Source organism: Wolbachia endosymbiont (group B) of Rhopobota naevana, from assembly GCF_947250615.1.
In the GTDB taxonomy this organism is placed as follows: Bacteria; Pseudomonadota; Alphaproteobacteria; order Rickettsiales; family Anaplasmataceae; genus Wolbachia.
The window spans coordinates 478,496-504,366 of the sequence record NZ_OX366333.1 but is presented as its reverse complement, the minus strand read 5'-3'; the positions used below and the strand labels follow the sequence as shown (position 1 = coordinate 504,366).

Sequence of the window (25,871 nt, the reverse complement as noted above, 5' to 3'; positions counted from 1 at the left end):
ATTTCTTGGTTTGACACAGTTTGTTTAACACTCCCGATTATTATTTAAATACAAACTACTATAATTTATAGATTAAGGAAATTGTACCAATGTCTTCTAAGAATACTCTTTTATATTGTTTTTAAGCTGGCTACAAAATGAGGATATGGAACATACAATTGGCTGAGCTGCCTTTTATACTCCAGGTTTACTATTAAAATATGCAGCTAAAATTGGATACATTTTCTATCACTGTTGTGTCCGATATGCTAAAATCTTCATCACTTATATTGATATTTTTACATAATTGATTTTGTAACATTTATTTGCTCTTCTATATCAATTTCAACATCTTTTTGTGTGGCCCTTTGTAGTAGCTCCTTTTGCAATAACCTTTTTTAATTTTCTGGTACATACTTTTTTCGATGTTTTTTCATATTGTTGTTTTTATAAACGTTACGACGCTGAGCCGTAAAATTTCTCCAATTGCTCACTCCACAGCATCGGTATTTCTCTCAAATCAACTAATTTCAAATCTCTTGGCTGTCTCCCATTTACTATGTCTTCTTTAATCTTTGGTGCTAAATAGTTCAACCTCAAAATTTGCTGTATACGTCTTGTACCTATATTAATTTTGGCACTCAGCTCCTTCACACTTTCGTATTTTCCCTCTTCTAGTTGCCGTTTCCACAAATGAGCTCTTACCACTGCTTTCAGTAGTACATTATTTGTTTTTCCTTCTGGCTCTACTACTGTACATTTGTTTCCTTTCTTTTTTATTGGTATAAATTCCACCTTATCCTCTGAACTCACTTCTATTCCATCTTCTTTTACCATTACTCCCTTTATTAATTTTTTCATTGCTTCTTTCTGTTCTCTGAAGCTTAAATTTTCTCCATCCCCATATAAGCATTCGGCTCTTTTCATCACTTCTTTTTCCACCTCTCCCGCTACTATAGTTCTGTTTATTGATTCACAACCTTTTCCCCTTAAATGGTTATTGCACACGTAATATCGGTACCTTTTATTTTCTTTTTTTGCATACGTTAGTGTCATATTTACACCACAGCTCTTGCACTTAATTATTCCCTTTAGCAACGCTTCCTCGTATTTCGCCTTTCTATATGGTTGATTCTTTATCAATTCTTGTGCTTTTTGCCATTTTTCCTCTTCTATTATCGCATCGTGCTTTCCCTCATACTCTTTCTCATAATGTCTGATTTTTCCCACATATATTGGATTTGTTACTATTCTCCTTACTGTCGCTTTTTTAAAGATATCTGATTTTGTTCTATAACCTTCTCTGTTTAACTCCCTTGCCAATTCTGCCATTGATCTCAGCTCCATATACCTCTCAAATATATGTTTCACCGTCTTTGCTTCTTTCTCATTTATTATTAATTCTTTATCTTTTACATCATATCCAAGCGGCAAAGTTCCTCCCATCCATAAACCTTGTTCCTTTGATGTTGCTATTTTATTTTTTACCCTTTCTACTATCATTTCTCTTTCTAGTTGTGCTGCTCCTGATAACACCGTTTGTACGAACTTTCCCATTGGCGTATTATTGTCAAATATCTGCGTTACTGCTATAAAATTTACTCTATGCCTTCTAAAAAATGATGTCACTTCTATACTATCTTTTGTTTCTCTTGAGAGCCTATCGAGCGTATATACCACTACACAGTCTATCTCTCCTCCTTTGACATCTTCAAATAATTCCTTTATCGCTGGTCTTTCTAAGTTCTTTCCTGAGAAACCTCCATCATCGTACCTTTTGGCCAATGCTACCCAGCCTTCTCTGCTCTTTATGTACTTTTCACATGCTACTCGCTGCGCATCTAAACTATTAAACTTTTGTTCTAGACCATCTTCATTTGATTTTCTTGTATATATCGCGCATCTTACCTCTTTCAGCATTCTTTCTCCTTATCTCTCATTCCAAATAGAAGCGGCCCGTTGTAGCTCATTCCCATTATTTTCCCTGCTACTGCTGACAATGACGTAAAAAATTCTTCTCTGTAGATTAAACCCTTATCTGTTACCATTACCGCATGCGTTTCTTCCCCTCTCTCTAATATTAGCTCTGTCCCTTCTACTGGTAATTTATCGCTACTTATTCTTTTTCCCTTCTCTAGCCGATCTGCCAGATACTCTAGTCTTTTTGTCCCCTTTCTTGACATTTCTCCATACGCTTCCTCCTGCATTCTATATGCTAGTCTCAGTATCAGATATTTCTTTGAATGTTTAGGTGCCTCTTCCCCAAATACCTTCTTCCACATTTTTCTCAGCTCACCCAAAGGTTTTCTCTCTAAATTCATTACTTTCTTTTCTATTTCTTTCTCCATATTTTTAGCCCTTCATAAATAGCTTTTCAATTCTGTCTATTTCTTTCTTCAATATTTCAGTGATCTCTTTACTGTTTTTCGCATAATCCATTGCTGTCATTCCAAATTTATCCGCTTGTTCTATTTCTCCTCCAGCCTTCACTAATTCTTTCACTATCTCTTTTTCGCCTATCATGCATGCAAGGTGCAGCGGTGTGCATTTATTTCCATATTCTTCCGCATTTACATTCCCTCCTGATTTTATCAATTCTCTCACGATTTCTAGACGTTTCTCCGTTACCGCTAGGTGCAGTGCTGTGTATCCTTTCACATCTGCTGCATTCACATTCACTCCTTTTTCAACTAACAACTTCACTGTTTTTGCGTCTACTGCATAATGCAGAGCTGTTCTTTCCTTCTTGTCTCTTTCATAAATATTTTCATATGAGTTCTCTAATAATTCTTTTGCTGACTTATTAAATTTGCCAAACTTTAACATAATTTACCTCACCTTTTCTTTGACCTTTTTTTTAAGCTTTCCTTCTCACCACCTCATCTATCATTTCGTTTACTTGGCTCATTATCTCGCTTGCTAAATTTTTACATTCTTCCTTTATTAGTGACTTATCTTTCTTCCTTATTTCTCCTATCTCTATTATTTTTAGCTCTGGTAAATAACTCCCATTCAACATGTCTGCTATTTCTCCCACTAGCCTCTCTATTCCATAGCATGTCAGTTCTCTACTTTTTGTTACTCCACCTTTTTCTCTCAGAAATTTGCTCGCCTTTTCACTCTCTTTGCTATCACATAGACGATACTTTTCACTTTCCCAAATGTAATACATTGGTGTTGCACCATATTTATTCAGTTGATTAACCTCAGCTCCTGCTTTTACTAGCTCTTTTATTATTTCAACTCCTCCTATTTTGCATGCAGAGTGGAGTGGCGTACATCCAGTGACATATTGAGTGGCATTTACTTCTGCTCCTTCCCTTAGTAGCACTTTTACATTTTCTAAACTTTTTGCGAATACTGCACAGTGCAGAGGTGTATAACCATTTTTGTCTCTTGCATTAACCTCTGCTCCTTTTTTTATTAATAATCTCACTGTTTTGTAATCGGAGATTTCTACTGCTTGGTGCAAGATCGTCTCTCCTTCTTCATTTTTTTTATTAATGTTTTTAAACCCGTTATTTGATACTTCTTTAAAAAACTTACTCTTGCTAAACTTCATACTTACCTCACAAAATTAGCTTTTCCAGCGCCAGATAAATTTCTTATGTTTACCTGCTGCTATTCAAGTCATGTCCGTTTTAGCATGAGAAAGCAAGTCCTTTTCTTTTTATTTCATACACTTTTACCTATTATTAATATAATATATGAGGATCTAAATATAAGTACTTAACTTATTAGACATATTACTTGACTATTTTTCCAACTTCTGTGCAAATGTCTATGTTCGTGCCACTTCAGTACTCCTGGGTAAAATACTAAAATGTAATTTTCTAATTCGTGTATTGAGTCTTTTTGCTCTGAATCCAAATCATTTTTATAGTAAACGTTGTGTTCTGCCAAACCATATTTTGTAATCTTCTGATCTGTATAGTTTTCTATTTTGTAGTGGTGAGTAACGCTAAACCTTTCTAAAATTGGCTTGTGTTTTAAATTCCAACGTTGCCCTGAAAGTTTATCGTTTCCCAATACAAATTTATTTCCTTCTTCTTCTATTCTACCAACTGGAAAACAGCTATTTATTTCTCCTAATTTCCAGCTATCTGACAGTACAATCTGCGCTTTTGCAAATTTAATCGATGGTAATAAGCTTTGAGTTAGAGGATACAGGGCTTTTAAGTTATACCACTGATGACTTCTTTCATAAATGCCTTTGTAATCCTTTGTGTGAGGCTCTGTTTCCCCAAGCACTGCTACATTCAACCGATATATGTCATTACTAAATGCTTGTTCATAATGCTCTCTTAAATAGTTGTCTACAATCTCTACTAACGGACCTCTAGAACTGAAAAAATTTATTCTTCCAAACGATAACACTGGCCCATTTTTTTCAACTTTTATACCAGAGTAGTCTGATAACAAACTTCCAAATAAACTTTCATCTAAAATAAACCTATCAACGTTATAGTGATCATTGAAAATCCTCATTAGCCGCGATCTTGCTGGTAACGATAGTTTTGCAAGTTCTACTACTGCATCCACAAAAAAGTTATTTGGAACATCCCTTATCCCTATCTGCAGTTCAAAAAAATGTTTTCCAGGTGGCTCCTCAATGATTGTAATATCTTCTATATTTGCCCACTTTAGTGCTATTTTGAGTGATTCTGGGGTTCCTCTTAAACGCCGAAATTCTACCCCTTCTTTTATCGCTCTTCTTTTGTCTTTTGCCCAGCGTAGAATTTCTTCTAGGCCATATTCTTCGATTAACCAAGGTAATATTCTTTCTTCTAATCTAAATTTAAACCCTCTTATCCTGATTGGATCAACCCTATAATCTGTTGCATCTACTAGCGCTTTTTCTTGTTTTGTTGCATTTGGTGGCAGTAACATTAATTCAACTCAATCTTTAAATTTCTTAAGGCAGCACACTCATTCCCCAATACTACAACATCCTCTTTTGGCTCGATTAATTCTACGTTTTCTACACCATCTACAAATAAATTGGCTATTATCCATGATCTTGTAACATTCCATCCCAGCCTTCTATTTGCTTCAAACTTCTCAATAAACTGCTTCTTGATTTCCTCCTTCGATATTACAGGACTTATGCTCATTCTGCTGTGAATATCTATTTCCGTAATATTGCAACCAATTACTGTTATCGTATCTGTTAAAACCCTTATATCATCTCTAGTAACCTGCTTTTTTACAATTTCTAGTAGCTCTTCTGACACTATGCCAGTTGTGGATAATTGTGTTGATAAGATTGAAATTTGTACTTTCCCTGGTATAGTTGATTCCACTAGTGCATCTTTTACTCTACTATCTGCTGACAGTGCATGATATCGATAGTGTTCTTTGCTTCCACACGTGCTTGAGCCCACTATTTTTGCTTTTACCCTCTTTCTAAATCTTTCGTCCTCTTCTTCTTTTTGTCTTTCCACTCCATAAAACTCAGCCAAATTATCAAGATCTTCTCCCGTTGCAAATTTCAGTAAATTACCCTTTACAGCTTCGTTTATCCTTTGTCTGAGTAAAAGTTCTCGCCATGCTGCTACCTCCAGAATCTTTATCGCTGGATCACTTTCAACTAATGCTGTAAAACTTGCGTCACGCTTCACCAATTCTTCCCTCATCCGAGACAGAATTTCTTCGAAGTTCAGTGGCTCAATAATGTTAGGCTGCTCCATCTTTATACCACAACTCCATCAAAGCGAATATTTTTTCCACTTGGTAAGTACAATCCTTCTAGGTCAAACGTTACTTTTCCTTCTTTCACTTCTGTTATTTTTACTTTTTCTAACTTAAATCTTTTTTCCCATTTTTCCAGTGCTTCTGCTGTTGCTGCATAGATTTCCAAAGTTAAATCTCTATTTATTGGCTTATCTACTAATTCAAATAATCTTGACCCATAATCTCTCCTCATTACTCTGCTATTAATAGGGGTAGTTAAAATATCTACGACAGATTGCTTTAAGTGCTCTATTCCTTCCAATTCCTTTCCCGTGCTAGCATTCATGCCTCTCATTCTGCAAATACATTTTTGCTAACACCTATCACTTTAAAACTACACGATACCAAGTCTCCTGTTCTTGTTACTCCCATACCGTTCACAAATACGCTGTTTGACCCTTGCGTTAGTGTCTCCCCTATAGTCAAGATATCACCCCTACGACACACAGATCTACTATTTACAAATACGTCTTCACTTCCACTCATACAAACATGAACCGGTATTCCTGTACAATTATCCCCTACACAAACGATTGCTTTACCCATATGCTAGTTTAGATCTATTCTCCTTCCCTTAAGTTTTATTCTTTCTTTTGTCATTTCTATACTCGATTCTCCAGCTTTCAGTGTTATTTTATCTACTACTTCAATCTCTAAATGATGTTTATCTTTATCGTATGACAACTTTGTTCCATCTTGAAATGTTAAGCTACTCACCTCTTTTTTATTCTCTGATGCAGGGTATTTTTCCTGGTATATCCCTCCTAACACCACTCCTAACGATAATTCGCCAAGAGGAGAAAATATCATAACCTGTTCACCGATATCTGGTGGAGACCAATCTCTATCTTTTCCTGCTTTATTTGTTATCCACGGTAAATAATCTGTTAAAAATTCGCCTATTTTCACTCTTACTTTTGCTTTTTCATAATCTATTTCTTTTACAATTCCTATACGAACAACGTTTGCTAGCTTCCTATTTAGCTCTGAAATCGCAAAACTATGATCCAACATTTATATTTCCTACGTTTATTGTATGTGGCTTAAATTTTCCTTCTTCCCAAATAGATCGACCTACGTGTATTGTATGCACCCACTCAATCAACCACACTAAATACGCATCTAACTCTGGCCTAAATCCGTCAACTTCTGCAGAGATAAATTCTCCTGGTGAAACATTTTTCACATTCCAAGTATTTTTATTTACTACTCTTGCTACTTCTGTTGCTAATGACCTGACAACTAACGAGGAATCCTCGACTGTTCCATCAACTACAATCCTTGCTTCAAACCTGGCTTTCAAGGCTAATTCTTCTGTTCCAGGATCATGTCCTTTTTCAAAGCTGCTAAGTTCCACAAATACTGCCGGTGCTACTAATTCTTTTCTTATTGCTGGATAAATTTCACATGTCTGTATTGCTGATATTTCTTCCTTTAACTTAGTGCAAATTTCTTGATGTAAATCTTTCCAGAACTTTGTCATGCATATAATTTAACTCATGTAATGTATAAAATATTTTTCAAATACCTTTTCAACTTCATAATTAACAAGATTCCCTATTATCCTTGAAGCCTCAGGTTCTAGTGGCAACTTAACTTCCTTTATTGGCAATGCTGCCCTTCCTTCACGTTTAAACATACCGCTATTTCCTTTTGGCATAACTGCTGCAAATCCTCCTATAAACTCATGCTTTCCTACTTTCGATCCTCTTCTTGTTTTTTGTATTTTGCCAATTGTCGATGCTCTAATGTCATAGAGATTTGCTCTAATTGACACTTCTAATCTGCTAGTTTTCGCCTTAAAAATTCTTAATCTCTTTCTTATCAAACTTAATTTTATCTGCTTTTCCTCACTGATTTCCTTAGCTGCTTGCGCTTTTAACCATAGTGCCGTTTTGTTTAATGCCTTTACCGTTGCTAATTCTACTTTTCTTCTTTTAGCATTTACATTTTCTATTACCTCAACTTCTATATGAACAGACATTTTACACCCCAGACGCTTTTATTTTCCACGTTATTCCAGACTTGTCTCTAAGTGGCGGTGAGTGTACTTTATATCTTCGATCACCTATAACAAAAACATCTCCTACTATTGGCCTTAACACATCAAACGCACTTACTTCTAACGCTAAAGTTTCTTCCACAAATTGTCCTTCACCAATCTCGTATAATTTATCTGGCTGTTGCTTTAATACTTGTACCATGTATGACTTATCCTTTGATTTATACAAAGCCACTTCTCCTAAATGGGCAAAACAATCTTCTAATAATCGCTTAATATTCTCTTGCATATTTCTTTTTGATATACTAACCTTTACATGCTAAGAAAGCGCATACCGGTAGAGTCGTTCTGTGCCTCACCAACTTGTAATTACTCTACCAGTATGTTATGCTATAGCGACTTTTACTAATACCCCTGGTCTATGGCACATTGGCAGAGGATTTGACTGCGTATGTAAATCAGTCCCTCTATCAAACCTCCTTGGTTCTTGCTTTGCATATAGTGGCTGTCCAAGAGTATTTACTGTTTCATTAAAATCTGCTGGTGCAAAATATGTCGTAAATGTGCTTGCTGTTCCTACTGGAAAACAGTGCCCTGTATCTTTCTCAATAAATCTTCTCACGGTTCCTTCAGGGTCAGTTGCTTGCCCTCTATACTCCTCAAATGTTATGCCACAGAACGTAAATCCTGATCTCATATCGTTTCTTAGCGCTGCTCCTTCTTGCCATCTTTCATATGCTTCTTTCACTTTACTATGCGAAGTTAATGCATCAAAAAATTCAGGGCTTACCAAGGCATGTACTCCTGTCATATATTCACCACTTAGATTATCTTCTATATGCCGGAGTACTTCCATACACTTACGCTTTACATCAGTTGTTGCAGTTCCTAGTGCAAAATTTACTACTTTTGGTGTTATTTCAAATTCGTTGTACAAATTTAATAATTCTGACCCGTCAGCATCAAGAATAATTCCCTTCAGCGCTCCCATTCGCAAATGCTCTAATGTTATTGCATGTTTGTTTCTCATTGATTGCAAATGATCAGTTATTACATCTGCAAGCGCTTTAAGTTCACTCTCTGATCCAAATGCCCTTATTCCTTGTACTTCTTCTGGCAGCACTACATCATCATGCGGAATGTGCGGAATCGTAAACGTTCTTACCTTTCTTTTTCCTCTTTTTCCTACTGTTGCTGGTGCTCCTGGTATTTGTGTTGGTAATAAACTTAATACTCCGTTGTGTTCTTCTATGGTAATATGTCTAAATCTTACTGACCTACTTGGAAACAAATTTAAATTTTCAACTCGTCCATAATTTATCGGCAATATATTCATCGCATTTGTTAGTGCCGTCATGCTAAATGCTGTATTTGTAAATGGATTTTGCATTCTTTTTCTCCTTATTAATTTTAGTTAAACTCCCTTGCGGATAATGATCCCTCGTGCTTCAAGTTGCTTTATTGCTTCAGCTTTCTGTTCTTCAGTGATATTTGCTGGCCACACAACTGCATGATCTGCTAGTATTGCACCACGAGTAATAATTACTGCTTTGGCATTTTCTGTCGCATTTACATCACTTAATATTGCACCTATTGCTGTTTGTGTGCCGTCTGTTCCAGTGGGATTAAGGACTCTAATAAAACCATCTTCCGTCTTTTTGGCAACTACTGTACCAAGCTTAAGATTTTGACCTTTAGCTACTGTTATTTGATCTCTTGAATATAGACTTGATGCCTCATACTTTAATAAGTCACCATGAGCCAATGACGTCTGATAGATTATTTTGTTCAGTTATACATGTCATATTTTCTTTTCTCCTTTTTTCCCTTTAGTTTACCGCCATGTTTGTAGTTGTTGTACCAGGCGGTTATAAAAAAACTTAAATACTTGATTGTGCTCTAGCTTTAGCTACTTGCATCATCAACTCCTCTCCTGAATTCTGTGGTATTGCACTCAGTATCTCTGTCTTTTTCGTTCTCTCTGCAAGTAACTCCATTAAAACCTCCCTTGCCTGCTCAACACTTACGCTTTGCTCAATAAATTCTCCTATTTTCTCTGGCATTCGTGATAAGTTACATAAACGTATTAATTCAAGAACTTCATTACGATACTTAGTTAAATTATCAGTTTCTAGGTCAGTTGTAGTTCGTTCATTCATAGTAATACTCCTGTTTTTATTAATAGATGAAAGAATTGTAATTCCGTCTGCAAGACCTATCTCTACTGCTTTCTCCCCAAAATATAGCCCTGCTTCCGTTGATCGAATCTTTTCAATTGAAAGACCTCTGTTCCTCGCTATTAGCTGCACAAACATTTCATATAGTCGGTCTACTTCTTTTTGTAAGCTTTCCAGACTTTCAGACGTCATTGGCTCATGTGGATTTAAATCATTTTTTCTACTTCCTGCAAATACTGTGGTATATTTTATTCCCTGTTTTTCATCAAACCCACTTTGATCTATATGACTTGCTATTACTCCTATACTGCCAATACCAGAAGTTCTGCTCACAAATACCTTCTCAGCGCTAGAGGCTATAGCATATGCAGCAGAGTATGCATCATCATTTGCTATCGCTATTATCCTCTTTTTTGCTCTTGATTCATAAATAAAGTCAGCTAGGTCAAATATACCGTTTACCTCTCCTCCGGGGCTATCTATATCAAGCAGAATAGTTTCTATATCTTTGTTTGATAATGCTTCTTCTATTTCTTCTTGAATTTTCTCATATGATGTCATTCCCAGAAAATCGTCAAAAGCCCCTGGTTTTTTGGTCAAAATTCCATGTATTGCTATTACTGCTGTTTTTTCTATATTCTGATTTACTGCATGTTTTATATTTTTAAAGATAGGTTGTTTTCCGTTATATAGTGACAACAGGTCAAAGCTTTTTTGCTCTATCATCATCGGCCTACATAGCCAGTTGGTTTGTAAAATTTTCATAATGTAAATGAGATTTATTTTGTTTGTGTCCTGACATCAGAATCAAAGAGAAGGTTGAAAGAATCAGCACGCTTTTGATCTTCTGCTATTTCTTGGTCTATTTCTTCTACATCGTAACCCATTTCTGATACTACCTCTGCTCGACTTTTGAAGCCATTCCTTACTGCCATTTGCTGTGCTTGCTGATCTTTTAGCGGATCCACCCAATCAAATCCCTGTGGTATCCATTTTACTTCTTCTTTCGCTGCTTTTGCCACTTTTTCATCTATACAGAGTTCTCCACACAGTACTGCTAATTCTAGCCATCTATTCCATACTGGTCTACAAAATTGGAATACCATAATGTTATGTTGCAGCATAGCGCATCTACGACGAAACTCTATCAGTCCTGCTCTGATTGATGAATAATTAACACCCGTTAAATCTCCTGTTAGTTGTTCGTATGTTATCCCTGTGCCTATTGCAATAGCTCTCAGTTGCTGTCTCATGAATGCTTCATAACTTCCTCCTACATCTGATGGCTCTGAAAATTTTATGTCCTCTCCTGGGTCTAAAAGTTGCATTGTTCCAGGTTCTAGGCCAGATAGTGCTACTCCTTGCTCATTACTTTCACCTTCTCCTAAAATATTTGCTTCAGGATCGAGCCTTGTAATAAACCCTGCAAACATCGCTGCTGTCTTTTTTCTCACTAATTCTGCATCATCATATTGATCAAGTTCATAGAGCTTTAGCAGTATACTCGAAAGCCATGGCTCTCCTCTAATTTGCCCAGGTCTCAGTGGTTTATAGATATGTAAAACATCGTTTGCTGGTACTCTAACTGATTCGCCAAATGAGCCTTCGCCTGGATGTTCTCTAAATAAGTAATATGCCTCTCTTTGCCCAAGTCTATTGAACTCAATGCCGTTTCTTATTACATTACCATTGGCTAGTTTTTGATTACTTTTACTATCTAAATGCTCTGATTCCAGTACTTGCAGTTGTAATGGTACATATCCCTCCAGCTTTCTCGTTCTTAAACGTACAAAACATTCTCCTCCCTCTATCATACTTCTGCATACTAGAGCTTGTAATCCGTAAAAATCACTTATCCCATTACTGTCTGCTTCATCTGTCCATTTCAGCCATAATTCTTGTACTTTCTTTCGAAATTCTCCATCTCTTGCTTTTGATTGCGGTTTTATTCCTGTTCCAATAGAGTTACTTACTATTGTATCAATGATATTTGCTGCATATGGATTTTTTCTCACCATATCACGTGATCTACTACGCAGGTGCTCAAGGCTTTGAGAAAGCAAATTATTTATGCTTCCCGCTTCTCCTTGCCAATACATTACCCTTCTTCCTGAGCCCGCTGCATCCCATGCTAAACTTTTTATCTTTGGTTTGCTAAATAATTGCTTGAACGATTTTAACAGCATTACTTTTCCTTATCTGAAACTTTGGATAACTCAGCCTCTAGCTCTTCTATTGTTGGCAAGGCTGTCTTTACATTCTCTGGTAGATTTTCAGTAATTTTATATTCTGCCAACCCTATCGGTTTATTTATGTCTTTCAGTGTATACTTAGCTAGCACGTTATCCTTTGACTTGCATAAAATTAATCCTATAGATGGTTGATCTGTCTCGTGCTTTAGTAAATCATCAACGGCTGAAAGATAAAAATTCATTTTACCTGCATATTCTGGCTTGAAATCTTTGTCTTTTAGCTCAATTACTACAAAGCAACGTAACTTTAAATGGTAAAACAATAAATCAATATAGAAGTCTTTATTTCCAACATCTAAGTGAAATTGCCTACCTACAAATGCAAATCCTTCCCCTAGCTCAAGCAAAAACTTCTCTACATGGCCTACAAGACCTTTTTCTACTTCTCTTTCATGAGCGTCATCTCCTATACTCAAAAAATCAAAAATATATGGATCTTTTAATGTATAATGTGCTAAATCTGACTGGGGAGAAGGTAACTTATCTTTGAAGTTAGTAACAGCTTTTCCTTGACGTTTGTGCAATTCACGTTCGATTTGCATCACCATTATACTACGTGACCAACCGTGCTCTATAGCTTTTTGAAAATAAAATAGTCTTTCTTTTGGATCTTTTACTTTATCTAAAATAACTACAATATGAAACCAAGGCAATTGTGCAGCAACCTGCTGCGTAAATTCAGTATCTTGATATTCTGCAGCAAATTGACGCATATAAGTAAGATTCCTAGCACTAAATCCCTTCATTTCTGGAAATGCGCTTCTCAAATCCTTACTTAGCTGATCTATGATTTTAGCACCCCAACCATGTTCTTTTTGGCGCCTTAAGATCTCTGTACCAATATAGTGATAAAGCACAATGAGTTTGCTATTTACTGCTAGTGCTGCTTTATAACGACTAGTAGCAATCTGTTCTTTGAGCTGCTCTAAAAATTCTGTATATTCTTTTGCTATAATTTTTGTCATACGGTTCCTTTTAACGATTTTTATCATTATATGATCCCTTTACTCGTTGAAAAAACAATCTTTCTCTTCGGTTTCATTCCAACAATCTTTAGCTCAGCTTTAATACGTTGTCTTAAGTTTAGTAAATCATTTATCTGAACTTCAGCATATCTCACTACATGGTCACCATATGCAATTGATACTACTCGCTCTCCGTTTTGCAGCTTCTTTATCGCTTCTTCGACTTGAACTAAATACTCTTCGTTATACATTTTCCAGCCACTTACTCTGTCTTACTTTCTTAGGTTTTTTACTTTCTATTTTTCCACTCAAACTATTCCATTTACTCTCTGGCCAACGATCGATTCCAAGCGCAATAGATGCTGCTCTCGCATAAATTCGGCAATCTAGTACTTCATTTCTTTCTCTTACTTTTTGCCACTCTTGTTTGGTGTATCCTTTTACTACCTTGCTGACTAATTGCTCTGCCGTTAGCTGCTTAAAATACTCAGGTGCATACTCGGGAAAATGACAATATCCTGCTGGCACTTTCTCTTCTTCTTTTAAAATATTAAGTAGCTGAAAAAGCTCTGACTTTAATATCGATACTCCTACTGGCCAGAGCTTTATTCCTCTTTTTAGCTTTTGACCACCAACTGTTATATCAACTCTACTTGGGCTGCTAAGTGGCACTAGGGCTTTATTTACACCTTTAACTGCCATTACTCTTCCAGAGCCTTGATGACCTCTTACCCAATTGTATACTTCTTGTGTTGCATACCCTGCATCAACCGCCATCATGCTTATCATGTATTCAAGCCCATTTTCACCGATAAAATGATGATTGAGTAACTCTGAAAGCTTTCCCCATACTTCTCCTCTTCCAGTATCACCTTCAAATACTCGGTAGTCTATTGACCAACTTTCGCGGCTTTTTCCCCATGCTACAACTTCTACTTCTAAACGATCTTTTTGGACATCTACTCCTGCTGTGAGAACCACTTCACCTTTTGGTACTGTGCCTACGGGAAAAAATTCTCTTCTGTTGAATAATTGCTTCCAGTCTGGTACTTCTCCCTTATCTACCCAGGTTTCTCCAAGCGTTGTGTTGATCCAAACTTTCAGTAATTGTTCACTTTCCTTTGCATGCAGAAAATCCTCTACTGCTTGTTGCCAACTATACCACCCAACTGGACTATAAAGACTTGAAAGATGAAATCCTTTTTTCTCCCCTTCTTTTGCCTCTGTAGCTCTCCATTCTCCACGTTCTAGCATCTCTGTCTTTTGATGATTTTCTATTTTGCCGCTACATTCAGTGCAGACATAATGTGCTGTTCTTGAGTCGTTGTTTTCCCATTTTATTTGTGACCATTTCAGAACTTGATAGTAATTACAATGTGGACATGGTACAAAAAAGTATCTCTTATCTGTTGCTTCAAATTCCTTCTCAATTCTGCTTATTCCATGAATCGTTGGTGTTGATACTAAAAAAATCTTTCTCCGTGCAAATGTATTAGTTCGGGCTATGCTGAGTAAAACTGGATCTCCTTCTCCTCCTGAATCTCCTGGGTAGGCATCTATTTCATCAAGAAAGAGATATTTTACTGGCATAGATCTCAGTGCTACACTGCTATTTGCTCCGGTTATTACTACTATTCCACCTGGAAACTCCTTACTTTGTACAGTATTGCCTGAATCTCTTGATCTTTGGTCTTTTACTTTACTTTTTAAACATGGTGTACTTTCAATCAGTGGCGCAAATCTTCCTTTTGACCAACGCTTTCCCATTTCAACTGTTGGCTGTACTACTAGCATTGGTCCTGGTGTTTGATCGATGATATAGCCAATCCAATTGTTGCCAGCTTCTGTTCCTCCAATCTGCGCTCCTTTCATGAATACTACTTTTTCTGCTGGTGAGGACGGAGAAAGTGAATCCATGATTTCTTTTAAATAAGGAGTTCTTTCCGTTCTCCATTTTCCTGGCTCTGATGCTGCAGTTGGTGCTAAAACTCGATACTCATTTGCCCACTCTGATACTTTAAGCTGGGGATCTGGTCTTAAACCTTCAGAAAAAGATGTGGCGTATATCATATTGCTAGCTCTTCACCATCATTAGATGATACTTCAACATCACTTAAAATAGAACTGCACTCACTTGTTTTCTCACTTTCGAGTTCAATAAACATTTTCTTTTCAAGTGCTTCTTCTATATACTTCTGAATTAAATTACTCATTATTATTGCAGCTATGAGCGCAACTATTCCCACCATTACCGCAGCTATAATGTTAGGGTAAATTCCTACTATCGCTATTGCGCATATTGTTATAGTGACACAGATGATATTGGTATATTTCTTTATTTTTTTGTCTGCTATTTTCCTTTCTTCAAAATATTTATTGCTCAATAAATGAAATGTTGGAAAGTTCTTCTGTCTTCCAAATAACACTATTTCTTTCTCTTGACTCAGTAGTTCTATTAATTTTGCATTGTTCGTTATTATTGCATACTGAAAAACATCCGTGGCATCTGCTCCTCTCTTTAGCAACAACTTTACTACGTTAAAGTGACCATGCTTTGCAGCAACATAAATTCCCGTTTTTCCACTCTCATCTACAGCATCTATTTCAACTCCTTCACCAAGAATACCGTCTATTAGGTCTTCATATCCTTTTCTGGCAGCTAAATGAAGCAAACTGTTTTTATCAGCTCCGTATCTATTACTTGCTAAAATCTTTACTATATCTAATCTATTTGCTTCTTTTGCATAACAAAATGGTGTCTTGCCATTATCATCCTTAATTAAAGGATCTATATCTTCTCGCGTTAGTAAAACTTCTATTGTTTTCAGCCTTTCAGCATAATGTAGTGGCGTTTTATTTTCATAATCTTGTAAATTGACCTTGGAATTCGGAGCATTTATTAAACACCTTACAATATCCAAACATAAATCTCTCTCATCATAATTACTACTACTTACAGCTACGTGCAAAGAAGATAATTTCATTGCATTTCTGCCGCTACCAGCTATATTGACATTCGCACCAAGATTTGAAAGTAATTTTACTACTTCTAGCTTCTTGTTGTTTACTGCATAATGCATTGCTGCATGATTTCTCACGTCAAGAACATCCTTATCCGCGTTTCCTTCTCTAATTAAAATTTCTACTATTTCTTCATGTCCAGCTCCTGCCGCTAAGTGTAATGGTGTATGTAGTAGAGCATTCTGCTCATTAACATTAACTCCTTTGTTGAGTAAAAACCTTACAGCATTTGCTTCATTCAACATCGCAGCTAAGTGAAGTAAGCTATCTCCCTCTGATCCATATTTATGATTGATTAGTGCTTGTAATATTTCTTCTCTTGCACAAGAAAGCGCACTTTTACCATCATCATCAGTGATCAGTGGATTAATATTTTTCCTGTTCAGTAAGAGTGCAACCATACCAAACTCGTTAATTTCTACTGCATAATGTAGCGGTGTCTTTCCATTTAATCCTCTGACATTAACATCTAATCCAGGTTAGACACTTTATTAATTCTAAACTTAAGTTAGCAGACATTATTTAAAACTTAATATTAGATAATTCTTGTAATGAGTTTGTAATCTCTTCAGTTAGCGCCATATGAATCTTTTCAGTGTCACTCAGTGATGCAAGTAGTGCTGAAACTCTATTTGGAATATTAAGCAAATTATTACGGACAACTCTTGCTACGTTAAATGCATCGCGCTTTACTTCCTCTACTGCTACAAGTTCTCCTATCTCAGCCTTAGCTTTCGCCTCAAGTAGTTTACCTCGTTCCATTTCATTTTTTATTCGAGTTTTAAGCAACATTGTGGAAAGGTTACTTGTATTTTCGTTTTCTGGATTTTTTCTCCTCAGTGGCTGACTTGGATCTCTTATTGTTTCTATAGCCCTGTTTGCTTGTTCTCGGTCAATGAGTCCATCCTCCAGCTCAACTATTCCTTTTTTTACTAAATAACAGACATATTGCTTTGATACTCCTATCTCCCTTGCCCACTCTGTTTGTGTTATTTTTTCCACTTTTTTTGCCCCTTTTTACGAATTTCCTTCTTGAATTTCTGCAAAAGTTTTACCAGTATCGGCTAAAATGGCATCTCTTCCCGTGTATACTTGCCAACGTTTTATGGTTACATCTACAAATTTTGAATCTAGCTCTATTGTTCTACAAATTCTTCCTGTTCTCTCACATGCAATCAGTGTGCTGCCAGAACCGCTAAATGGATCAAGTACTATGTCTCCAGATCTACTGCTGTTTACTATTGCTCTCTCCATTAGCTCTACTGGCTTCATCGTTGGATGTAGTGAGTTATGTATTGGCTTATCATAAAACCACAGATCACTTTGATTTCTTCCTCCATGCCACTCACGTTTATTGCCGCTTTTCCATCCATAGAGCATTGCTTCGTATTGTCTTTGATAATCTGATCTTCCTAGCGTAAAGTGATTCTTTGCCCAAATGATAAATGTTGACCAACGACCACCTGCTTCTTCAAATGCTTTTTGCAACGTCGAAAACTCTGATGATGATATGCAGATGTAAATTGCTCCTTTCGTATATGCTAAAATATTGGAACAGATGTAGTAGAGAAAAAGTTCGTACTTTTCACCTTGATTATCGTTTAGTATTTTTTTATCTTCTCTTTCCTGACTGCTACCGTAATCAACGTTATATGGAGGATCACATACGGTAATATCTGCCATTTTATTGTCTAATACCGCTTTATATGATTCAACTAAAGAGCTATCACCACAATAGATTCGATGATCACCTAAAATCCATAAATCCCCTGGTTTTGTTATTTCTACTTTTTTGTCATCAACAACTAAGTCAGAAAGATCTTCTTTTTCACTGTCTAAATCATCAAGAAAGTTTTGAACTTTTTCTAATTCAAATCCAGTCATTTTAAGATCAAACTGTAAATCTTCTAACTCTTGAATTTCCACTTTTAAAAGCTCATCATCCCACTTTGCCCAGTTAGCTGATTGATTTGCCAGTAATCGAAAAGCTTTAGTTTGTGGTTCATTTAAATTATCACTTAAAACCACAGGAATACTCTCCATACCAAGTTTTCTTGCTGCTTTAAGTCTTAAATGACCATCAACCACAGTGCCATCGCTTTTTGCAACTATTGGTATACGAAAGCCGAATTCCCTGATTGAAGCACACATTCTGTTTACTACGTCATCATTTTTACGAGGATTACGCTTATATTCGACGAGGTTTTCAACAGGATAGTAGTGGATTGCTAAATTCATATCTTAATAATTAAAAAGTTAATATTCAAAATATCTCTGACACTAGAAAAGGCCTGGGGTCAGCACCACCAAACCCGCCATTATGGCCGAAAGGACCCACTTTTTATGAGCTTATTAATATCTTTCCATAACATAGAACATCAAAGCTAAAGCATCTGCTTGATTATCATCTCTAGGTGAAAAACCTTTTTCACGTATCGCTTCAATAACTTCACTCTTACTTGCATTGCCTTTGCCTGTTATAAAGCGTTTTATAGTCTTAACAGGAACACTCTGATAGGGAATATGATTCTCTTCACACCAAGCAGAGAGAACTGCAAGAAAACCACCATAACAATGCGCTGCATCAGTTCCAAGGTGTCTTCTTACTTCCTCAAAATAAACTGTTTCAATACTTGGAAATTTTTCTTTCATTTCATTCAACCACTTACGAAAATTTAGAAATACCATGCCACCTCCACTGAAACGACTACCATGAAAACTTTTGCTTCCACTTTCAATTACTCCATCTGTTAGAATTGCCCAGCCCGTTTGCTTGCCAAGGTCGAGTGTTAGGATTGACATTTTCTTTGTGTTTGAAGCGTATAGAGGTAAACTAACCTCGTTGAAACAATGCCCTTCTATTATATATATACCGGATTTCTTACTACTTTTTCCGGGATTTTCTAAAAAAAAAGTTAAAATAATTTCAAAACTGCTCACCAGCTAAAGAATAAAGTAGATAGTTCTCTATTTTTAGAGTTTTACAGTTGCTTGTCTTTTTTACAAATAACCTATATGCTACTTGAAGTAAGGTAGAGTAGATATGATAATAAATGAAAACGAAATTTTATTATATACAACTCCAGATGGAGACGTGAGAATTGATGTTTTGTATCGAGATGAAAACATTTGGCTTACACAAAAAAGAATGGCGGAGTTGTTTGATGTTAATATTAGAACAATTAGTGAGCATTTACAGAACATATTTGCTAGTCAAGAGTTAGATAAAGATTCAGTTATCCGGATTTCCCGGAATACTGCTGAAGATGGTAAACAGTACCCTACACAATTTTATAATTTGGATAGCTATTGGTTATCGAGTTAATTCTAAAAAGGCTACATCTTTCAGAGTATGGGCTACAAAAATTTTGAGAGATTTCATCATCAAAGGATTTGCATTAGATAGCGAACGGCTAAAAAACGGCCTAAAGTTTGGCAAAGACTACTTCAATGAATTACTTGAAAAAATCAGGAGCATCCGAACGTAGGTTTTACCAGAAGATTACCGACATTTATGCTGAATGCTCTGCAGACTATGATCCAAATTCAGAAATAACAAAACAATTTTATGCAAAAGTACAGAATAAATTATATTGGGCGATTTACGGCTTGACTGCAGCAGAGCTATCGAGTTGATCATAAAAAACCACATATGGGACTAACTACTTGGAAAGATGGTCTAGGTAATAAAATTCATAAGAGTGATGTAAGTGTTGCAAAAAACTACTTGACTGAAAAAGAATTAAGTGAACTAAATCACATTGTCTCAATGTATCTAGATTATGCAGAACTTCAAGCAAGAAAGCATCGGCTAATGAAAATGCAGAATTGGGTTGAAAAGTTGGATGCATTTCTATTGTTCAATGATTATGAAGTACTTAAAGATGCTGAGTGCTGAAGTTGCAAAAGCTCTAGCTGAAGGAGAATACGAAAAGTATAGAGTTATACAAGATAAATTACATGAATCTGACTTTGATGAATTAATTAAAGCAAGTAAAGAAAGTGAGAAAATAACTACAACAAAAACCAGCTTGTAGTTGAGCTATCTGTGTTTGACATCTTGCTTTTGTTTTAATTTCAAGGGGGGTGAACCACCCTTTAGAAAGCCCTATCTGCCAATAAATAGTGAAAACATAAATCTTTGTCTCCATTATACGAGATAAAATTAGAGACGTAAATAAATAAATTTTGATCTTTGTCTCCATTTTAAGCGGTACATAAGTTTTAGATGCAGAAAAAGCTCAATAGAAAAAAATGATTCATTTCTGTAATTTTAGACACCTATGCCTAAAGAACAAACAAATCATATCCTCTTTTTCCGGAATACTCAATAAATTGGCTGAAATCTTGAACGGAATACATATTGTAATTTAATTGTTAGGACATTTATATTATAAGCAAAGCAGAAATTTAATAACTAAAGGAGAAAACCTATGTTTTAAAGCTAGCCACAACTTTTAAGCAAAAAAATACTCCCCTGATTAAAGATCGCTTATAAAACAACTCTAAACTCAACTAAAAGGTATTTTAATTAATCTTACTATCACGAAAGAAACTTACATATAAGTTTAACACGGTTTTCATGCCTTGTAAAGAAAATTTTTTAAAAAGAATTTAACGTTTCCTGTCTCAAATCCTTTTTTTTTAGAGAGCTATCTATAAGAGTTAAAAAATTAAAGAATAAATAAGAATGAAAAATATAAAATATAAATAGGGTATTATTATATACCTTATTTTTATTATTTATAATAATAGGGTTTTTCTCTAAACTAAGAAACACTCAAAATCAGCCAAGGAACAGCCTTTTATGATATTATAGTAGTTTGCTTGACTTGTAACCTTAAATTATGTTAAACTCCCCTACAGTAGCCCACTTCTCAGCTTAATGAGATTTCATTTTCCAATCTAAAATGGCTTAAACTGCCAAAAGTCTATATAATCTCGAATCTAAAGTACTTAATTCACAAATAATTATTATTAATAGTTTTACTAATATAGCATTTTTACGGCTACCTCTTATAGACGGAAAATCTCTCACCTGGGTATATTGTAAACACGTTAAGCTCTATTAAAGTTTAATAGAAAAATCGTAATAAAAAAAATTTTAGAGCAATTCATATTTCAAACCACATTTACAGTATATATCTGTTATGGAGGAGAAGAAAAGTAGTAGATAGCTTATTTGATTATGTAAGTGTCTCATAAGGAAAGTATAGTATATTTTGCAACATAATGCAGATGCAACTTATAGGTGGCCTTTTTGTTTAAAGTTAAAATGAAATTAAATTTTGTAATTTTTTTGAGGAGTGTAAGTTGAGAGCAGAGCTAAATTTTCAATACCACCATTGTCCTTTACAGAATTTGCGTTACCTGTTCATTTTTGTAATTTCAATGAAAAATTTTTAGAGCAAATCATATTTCGGACTGCATTTTTAGTCGTTAGAAAAGTAGGTCATTTAGTGGAGTATGAAAGCGGAGTTGTGCAAAATTTTTTAAAAAAGTGAACAGTTTTTAGAATTTTTGTGAACATATATAGTAAGGAAATAGTGTAAGTTTAAAGTCAGATGTTTTTATAATAAGGAGTAAACGTGTTTTGGAAAAATTTCCCTCACTTCCGGAAAGATCGATAAGGGATCCGGTATACTATAGTCAATGGTACAGAAATATAAGCATCTCTTGAGTTATGTTAATAAGTGAACTTAGTTTATGCAGTAAGCAACTGTTATAAATTTTCTAGCATATAGGTATATTTACTTATTAAAGTAAGCTTCAAAATGCAAATCATTTGGCAAACCTACCAAATAACCAGATGAACTTACAAAGAGAAATACAAGAAAATCAATACCTTAAGAGAATTTCAAATGGCAAATAAAATTTCATTTGGCAAAATTGCCAATCGGCTCCAAAGCTGCGTATATGTGGAGGTTTAACCAAAATGTTAAATGGCAAATTTCCTTATATATAATATATATTACATACTATAAATATGTAATATATCAATGTGACAAAATAGAAGCATTATGATTATTTAATAGGAAGTTGACATAGTGAGGAAAATATTGTAGAATTATATTAGAGTATTTTGTCTTAAAAGAAAGAAAACTCTAAGAGCCTTCAATCTTACCTTTACTGTAAACCTGAACTGACTTCCTTCACTTATTAATATATTTTTCAAGCTTTGCCAAGAGAACCACCTACTACATTTTTTACTTCATGATAAGAGAACAAGACCGCAACCAATACAGCCTTGCTCAAAAACCTTTCAAACACTTAACTTTAAAAGGAGCTTCAACCTATGGTACAAGATTTTTTAACTGATGTCAAAGAAAAAAATACTTTAAATTATGATTTTAACGACGCTGTCTCACATTTAGAACCATTAGAACAATTTGATGTAGAAGAAATAAAAAGACAACTATTATTAAACATCAGATCATGCCTTTCTTATTTATTTCCAAGAGGAACTTTTCATGGTGACAAATTTCAGATAGGTGATGTACAAGGTAATAAAGGCAAAAGCCTCAAAGTTGAATTAGCGTATGGCAAGGTCGGATTATGGATTGATTTTGCAACTGGGGACGGTGGTGACATTATTGATCTTTGGGCAGCTGCACATGGGAAAAACGCTAAAATAGAATTTGTTGAAGTAATTTCTTCGATAAGTGAATGGATAGGATGTAACAAGCGACCTACTAAAGAGCAAAAGAGAATAACTCAATGGGACTATCTCGATCAGGATAATCAGTTGATTGCCAGCAAATATCGTTATGATACTGCTTCAGGAAAAAGTTATCAACCATTTGATGCTAAAAAATCTACCTTTACTGCACCTGAGATCAGGCCTCTGTATAACATTCCAGGCATCACTAAATCTGATAGAGTGATATTGGTAGAAGGGGAAAAATGTGCTGAGCTACTCATAGAACAAGGGATCACTGCAACAACAGCAATGTTTGGAGCAAAAGCACCTATTGAGAAAACTGATTGGACTCCACTTAAAGGTAAACACATTATTATATGGCCAGATAACGATGATCCTGGAAAAGATTATGCTCAAGAAGCCGCAAAAAAGCTTTCTGGTTTTGGAGTTGCATCACTTTCTATTCTCAAGATTCCTCAAGATAAGCCAAAATCTTGGGATGCTGCAGATAGTGTGCTAGAAGGAATGAACGTTGAAGAATTTATCCTTAACAACAAAAGCCCTTATTCTTCAAGAAAGTCAAAAAGAATTGATACTACAGTTTGGACCAATATCCCTCCAGAAAGAAAGTGGGTTATTAAGGATTGGCTCCCTGTAGGAAGTGTTACAGCTCTTTATGGTGATGGTGGTGTTGGAAAATCTCTCCTTGCTCAACAATTAATGACAGCCGCTGCTTTTGGTAAACCTTGGCTTGGAATAGATCTGGAAAAAATAAAGACATATGGTGTGTTCTGTGAAGATGATGAAGAAGAACTTTGGCGTCGGCAATGCGCAATAAATGAATTTTATCAATCAGGTATGGAATCTTCTGATTTTCAGGATAATGTTGGCTTATGGTCACGAGCAGGGCACAATAATCAACTTATGGTTTTTAATAACAAAGATACTGGTCAATTAACTACGTACTTTCAAGAGTTACTTGAGGATATTGAATCGTTTCAGCCGAAGCTTGTGATATTAGATACAGCAGCAGACCTATTTGGAGGAAATGAAAACGACCGTTCTCATGTGAGACAATTTATTCAAGGTTGTTGTGGTCGAATAGCTCAAGCAATAAAAGGAGCTGTTTTATTACTTGCCCACCCTTCTGATGCGGGAATAATACGTAAAACTGGCACAGGCGGTTCAACAGCATGGAATAATACAGTAAGGTCTCGTTGGTATTTGACTAGACCAGATAAAGCTAATGCTTCTCCTGATGAGAGAATTTTATCGCGCAAAAAATCTAACTATTCGCAGTGCAATAACGGGCAAATGACACTTTACTGGAAAAATGGGGCATTTGTACATGACAATTCAGTTTTAAATTCAGAACCAATAATCAGAGATCAATATAGTAAAAAGTTGGATTTAGAACGGATGAGAAAACATGAGGTTATCTTGAATTTAATTCGCAGTAGCGCATATCAAGGTAATATTTATACTGCTGGACAATTTGCAAAGCGTTTTGAAGGAGAAGAGGGGCTTGGCAGTGAGCGCAATATTAGAGAAAGAATAAATAATCTTGCAACTCTTGGACAGATTAAATTCTTTCGTAATGCTGCAGGATATGGGACCAATTCTAAATATGGATTTCTTTGTGTGCAGGATATGGAATTTAAAGTTTCAGTAGGAGATAAAGTAGAGCACAAGTTAATAAAGCCAACACATTACTATCTACAAGCAAATGGTGCGGTCTTGCCTATTAAAGATTTAGATGTTTTGTGGTAATTTTTCAAAAAGTTTCTGAAAATAGCAATTACTTTTATTCAAATTTTCAGGATGTTGAGAGCATTTAAGAGGGGCAAGTGAGTTTTCTAAAAAACCTTCATACAAAATTTTCTTTACAATGAATAAAAATGACGATAAAATCATGTGCAAGTTTATTTTATACTAATAGAATTAGTATAAGTACATTTTATTCAAATTTTAAAGGGCATTACAGACGCTAAAGAGATACAATCGATTGGGTTGGACACACTCGCTTTAGAACTTAATTACAGGCTTTTTGGTGAATTAAGCAGTAGTTACCTTATTTCAAACAGAGTGGTCTAAGAGGTTTCATCAATAAAAACCATACTTGAAAGTAGCACACACTCAATTATAACTATGGGGCGTCTCTTTCTAAAATTTTACTTAAGAATTACTACAGATGCTAATTTAACGAATTTTGTCTGTTCGATGGTAGTTATTTTCCTCTAGAAAATCAAAGTGGACTTTACATCTTACTAATTATAAATTAACTTACTACCTAATCAATTCCTGAATTATGTATGAGTAAAATTTTGATAATATTAGCAGCAGGAAAGAGCAGTAGAATGAATTCTGAATATTCAAAAGCATTACACCAAGTGGGAAATCTTACTCTTTTAGAACATATAATTTCTAATGCAAAATCGCTGAGTCTAAAAAGCTTATCAATTGTTGTTAACAACTCCCTTCTAAAAGATTTAGAAAACTTTGATACTCTAAAAAGTATAATCGATCAATACAATATAAAACTAATAATTCAAGAAGATATTACAGGCACTGGCACTGCAGTTAAAATTGCTCTAGAAAATCTGGAGGAGTTATCTGATCAAGACATAGTTTTAATACAGTATGGAGACACTCCTTTTATATCTAGCGATACAGTTATGAAAATGACTGATTGTTTAAAGTATAATAATTTAGTTCTTCTTGGATTCAATAGTCAAGATGAACAATATGGAAGATTAGTAATTGATAATTACGGCAATGTTCAAAAAATCCTAAAAAATGGAGATAAAATGCTTCTTGCAAACTCTGGAATAATAGCTTCATATGCTAAAGATCTCTTTACCTTAGTAAAAGAAATAAAATTTAATAATTCGACCAATGAATATTGTCTTAATGATATAGTACCCATTGCAGCAAACAATAACTTGAGTGTAGGTTATGTAGTTTCTGATGAAAGAGAAGCAATGGGAGTAAATAATAAAGAGGATTTGATTAAAGCCGAACACTATTTTCAAAAAAAAAGGCAGCCAACTTTTCTTTCATAACTACATTTTTTTATTCATTAATTTAAGTTGACATTTATTT

The 25,871-nt window shown here is 35.1% G+C and carries 26 protein-coding genes and 3 pseudogenes; 6 read left to right on the top strand and 23 right to left on the bottom strand.

Annotated features, from left to right (window positions below):
- Window positions 1-435: 435 nt before the first annotated feature.
- From OOL01_RS02485 to OOL01_RS02375, 23 genes and pseudogenes are all read right to left on the bottom strand, one after another.
- Entirely contained in the window at window positions 436-1,899 is a 1,464-nt protein-coding gene (locus OOL01_RS02485; protein ID WP_264377332.1) for a recombinase family protein, read from the bottom strand.
- Entirely contained in the window at window positions 1,893-2,327 is a 435-nt protein-coding gene (locus OOL01_RS02480) for a DUF2924 domain-containing protein (RefSeq protein ID WP_264685592.1), read from the bottom strand. The genes OOL01_RS02485 and OOL01_RS02480 overlap by 7 nt, the downstream gene beginning before the upstream one ends.
- Before the next feature lie 4 nt (window positions 2,328-2,331).
- Entirely contained in the window at window positions 2,332-2,805 is a 474-nt protein-coding gene (locus OOL01_RS02475; RefSeq protein WP_019236494.1) for an ankyrin repeat domain-containing protein, read from the bottom strand.
- Window positions 2,806-2,836: 31 nt separating this feature from the next.
- Window positions 2,837-3,541 carry an ankyrin repeat domain-containing protein gene (locus OOL01_RS02470; protein ID WP_019236495.1) on the bottom strand — a complete coding sequence of 235 codons (705 nt, stop codon included), beginning with the start codon at window positions 3,539-3,541 and terminating at the stop codon, window positions 2,837-2,839.
- 167 nt (window positions 3,542-3,708) lie between these two features.
- Window positions 3,709-4,869, bottom strand: a complete 1,161-nt coding sequence (locus OOL01_RS02465) for a phage tail protein (protein ID WP_019236496.1) — start codon at window positions 4,867-4,869, stop codon at window positions 3,709-3,711.
- The gene (locus OOL01_RS02460) at window positions 4,869-5,669 is read right to left on the bottom strand and encodes a baseplate assembly protein (protein WP_019236497.1); all 801 of its coding nucleotides are present in this window, start codon (window positions 5,667-5,669) and stop codon (window positions 4,869-4,871) included. Before OOL01_RS02460 ends, OOL01_RS02465 begins: the two co-directional genes overlap by 1 nt.
- Before the next feature lie 2 nt (window positions 5,670-5,671).
- Window positions 5,672-6,007 (bottom strand): GPW/gp25 family protein, encoded by a 336-nt coding sequence (locus OOL01_RS02455; RefSeq protein WP_264377328.1) that lies wholly within the window; start codon window positions 6,005-6,007, stop codon window positions 5,672-5,674.
- Window positions 6,004-6,258 carry a PAAR domain-containing protein gene (locus OOL01_RS02450; RefSeq protein ID WP_015587734.1) on the bottom strand — a complete coding sequence of 85 codons (255 nt, stop codon included), beginning with the start codon at window positions 6,256-6,258 and terminating at the stop codon, window positions 6,004-6,006. The genes OOL01_RS02455 and OOL01_RS02450 overlap by 4 nt, the downstream gene beginning before the upstream one ends.
- Window positions 6,259-6,261: 3 nt before the next feature.
- A complete protein-coding gene (locus OOL01_RS02445) occupies window positions 6,262-6,726 on the bottom strand; it encodes a phage baseplate assembly protein V (RefSeq protein ID WP_264377327.1) in 465 nt (154 codons plus the stop codon).
- Window positions 6,713-7,195 carry a hypothetical protein gene (locus tag OOL01_RS02440; RefSeq protein ID WP_264377326.1) on the bottom strand — a complete coding sequence of 161 codons (483 nt, stop codon included), beginning with the start codon at window positions 7,193-7,195 and terminating at the stop codon, window positions 6,713-6,715. The genes OOL01_RS02445 and OOL01_RS02440 overlap by 14 nt, the downstream gene beginning before the upstream one ends.
- A 9-nt stretch (window positions 7,196-7,204) precedes the next feature.
- Window positions 7,205-7,696, bottom strand: coding sequence for a phage tail protein (locus tag OOL01_RS02435; protein WP_264377325.1), 492 nt, complete (start codon window positions 7,694-7,696; stop codon window positions 7,205-7,207).
- Between the two features lies 1 nt (window position 7,697).
- Window positions 7,698-8,003, bottom strand: a complete 306-nt coding sequence (locus OOL01_RS02430) for a head-tail joining protein (RefSeq protein ID WP_019237012.1) — start codon at window positions 8,001-8,003, stop codon at window positions 7,698-7,700.
- Between the two features lie 96 nt (window positions 8,004-8,099).
- The gene (locus OOL01_RS02425; protein WP_264687056.1) at window positions 8,100-9,104 is read right to left on the bottom strand and encodes a major capsid protein; all 1,005 of its coding nucleotides are present in this window, start codon (window positions 9,102-9,104) and stop codon (window positions 8,100-8,102) included.
- A gap of 24 nt (window positions 9,105-9,128) precedes the next feature.
- Window positions 9,129-9,519: pseudogene (locus tag OOL01_RS02420) on the bottom strand (head decoration protein).
- A gap of 75 nt (window positions 9,520-9,594) precedes the next feature.
- Entirely contained in the window at window positions 9,595-10,656 is a 1,062-nt protein-coding gene (locus tag OOL01_RS02415; protein ID WP_264685423.1) for a S49 family peptidase, read from the bottom strand.
- Window positions 10,657-10,670: 14 nt separating this feature from the next.
- Window positions 10,671-12,077, bottom strand: a complete 1,407-nt coding sequence (locus tag OOL01_RS02410; protein WP_264687055.1) for a phage portal protein — start codon at window positions 12,075-12,077, stop codon at window positions 10,671-10,673.
- Window positions 12,077-13,108: a PDDEXK nuclease domain-containing protein gene (locus OOL01_RS02405; RefSeq protein ID WP_096097252.1), complete on the bottom strand. Its 1,032-nt coding sequence runs from the start codon at window positions 13,106-13,108 to the stop codon at window positions 12,077-12,079. The genes OOL01_RS02410 and OOL01_RS02405 overlap by 1 nt, the downstream gene beginning before the upstream one ends.
- 26 nt (window positions 13,109-13,134) lie before the next feature.
- Window positions 13,135-13,359 carry a gpW family head-tail joining protein gene (locus OOL01_RS02400; RefSeq protein ID WP_007302777.1) on the bottom strand — a complete coding sequence of 75 codons (225 nt, stop codon included), beginning with the start codon at window positions 13,357-13,359 and terminating at the stop codon, window positions 13,135-13,137.
- Window positions 13,352-15,178: a phage terminase large subunit family protein gene (locus OOL01_RS02395; protein WP_264687054.1), complete on the bottom strand. Its 1,827-nt coding sequence runs from the start codon at window positions 15,176-15,178 to the stop codon at window positions 13,352-13,354. The genes OOL01_RS02400 and OOL01_RS02395 overlap by 8 nt, the downstream gene beginning before the upstream one ends.
- Window positions 15,175-16,648: pseudogene (locus OOL01_RS02390) on the bottom strand (ankyrin repeat domain-containing protein). Before OOL01_RS02390 ends, OOL01_RS02395 begins: the two are co-directional and overlap by 4 nt.
- Before the next feature lie 3 nt (window positions 16,649-16,651).
- Window positions 16,652-17,131, bottom strand: coding sequence for a hypothetical protein (locus OOL01_RS02385; RefSeq protein ID WP_019236285.1), 480 nt, complete (start codon window positions 17,129-17,131; stop codon window positions 16,652-16,654).
- A 15-nt stretch (window positions 17,132-17,146) separates the two neighbouring features.
- The gene (locus OOL01_RS02380) at window positions 17,147-18,367 is read right to left on the bottom strand and encodes a DNA modification methylase (protein WP_264377320.1); all 1,221 of its coding nucleotides are present in this window, start codon (window positions 18,365-18,367) and stop codon (window positions 17,147-17,149) included.
- Between the two features lie 114 nt (window positions 18,368-18,481).
- Window positions 18,482-18,931 carry a crossover junction endodeoxyribonuclease RuvC gene (locus tag OOL01_RS02375; protein ID WP_026097221.1) on the bottom strand — a complete coding sequence of 150 codons (450 nt, stop codon included), beginning with the start codon at window positions 18,929-18,931 and terminating at the stop codon, window positions 18,482-18,484.
- Between the two features lie 241 nt (window positions 18,932-19,172).
- On the opposite strand from OOL01_RS02375, the gene OOL01_RS08605 reads away from it, so the two are divergent.
- The 6 genes and pseudogenes from OOL01_RS08605 (at window position 19,173) to OOL01_RS02340 (ending at window position 25,831) form a co-directional block, all read left to right on the top strand.
- A complete protein-coding gene (locus OOL01_RS08605) occupies window positions 19,173-19,454 on the top strand; it encodes a hypothetical protein (protein ID WP_264376396.1) in 282 nt (93 codons plus the stop codon).
- Window positions 19,396-19,765 (top strand): annotated as a pseudogene (rhuM, locus tag OOL01_RS08600) (RhuM family protein). The gene OOL01_RS08605 and the pseudogene rhuM overlap by 59 nt, the downstream one beginning before the upstream one ends.
- 16 nt (window positions 19,766-19,781) lie before the next feature.
- Window positions 19,782-20,027, top strand: a complete 246-nt coding sequence (locus OOL01_RS08595) for a virulence RhuM family protein (protein ID WP_264376393.1) — start codon at window positions 19,782-19,784, stop codon at window positions 20,025-20,027.
- Complete coding sequence (locus OOL01_RS08590) at window positions 20,014-20,166, top strand: hypothetical protein (RefSeq protein ID WP_264376392.1); 153 nt, start codon at window positions 20,014-20,016, stop codon at window positions 20,164-20,166. Before OOL01_RS08595 ends, OOL01_RS08590 begins: the two co-directional genes overlap by 14 nt.
- A gap of 2,258 nt (window positions 20,167-22,424) precedes the next feature.
- Window positions 22,425-24,539, top strand: coding sequence for an AAA family ATPase (locus tag OOL01_RS02345; RefSeq protein WP_019236567.1), 2,115 nt, complete (start codon window positions 22,425-22,427; stop codon window positions 24,537-24,539).
- A gap of 542 nt (window positions 24,540-25,081) precedes the next feature.
- Entirely contained in the window at window positions 25,082-25,831 is a 750-nt protein-coding gene (locus OOL01_RS02340; protein ID WP_026097219.1) for an NTP transferase domain-containing protein, read from the top strand.
- The last annotated feature ends 40 nt before the right edge of the window (window positions 25,832-25,871 follow it).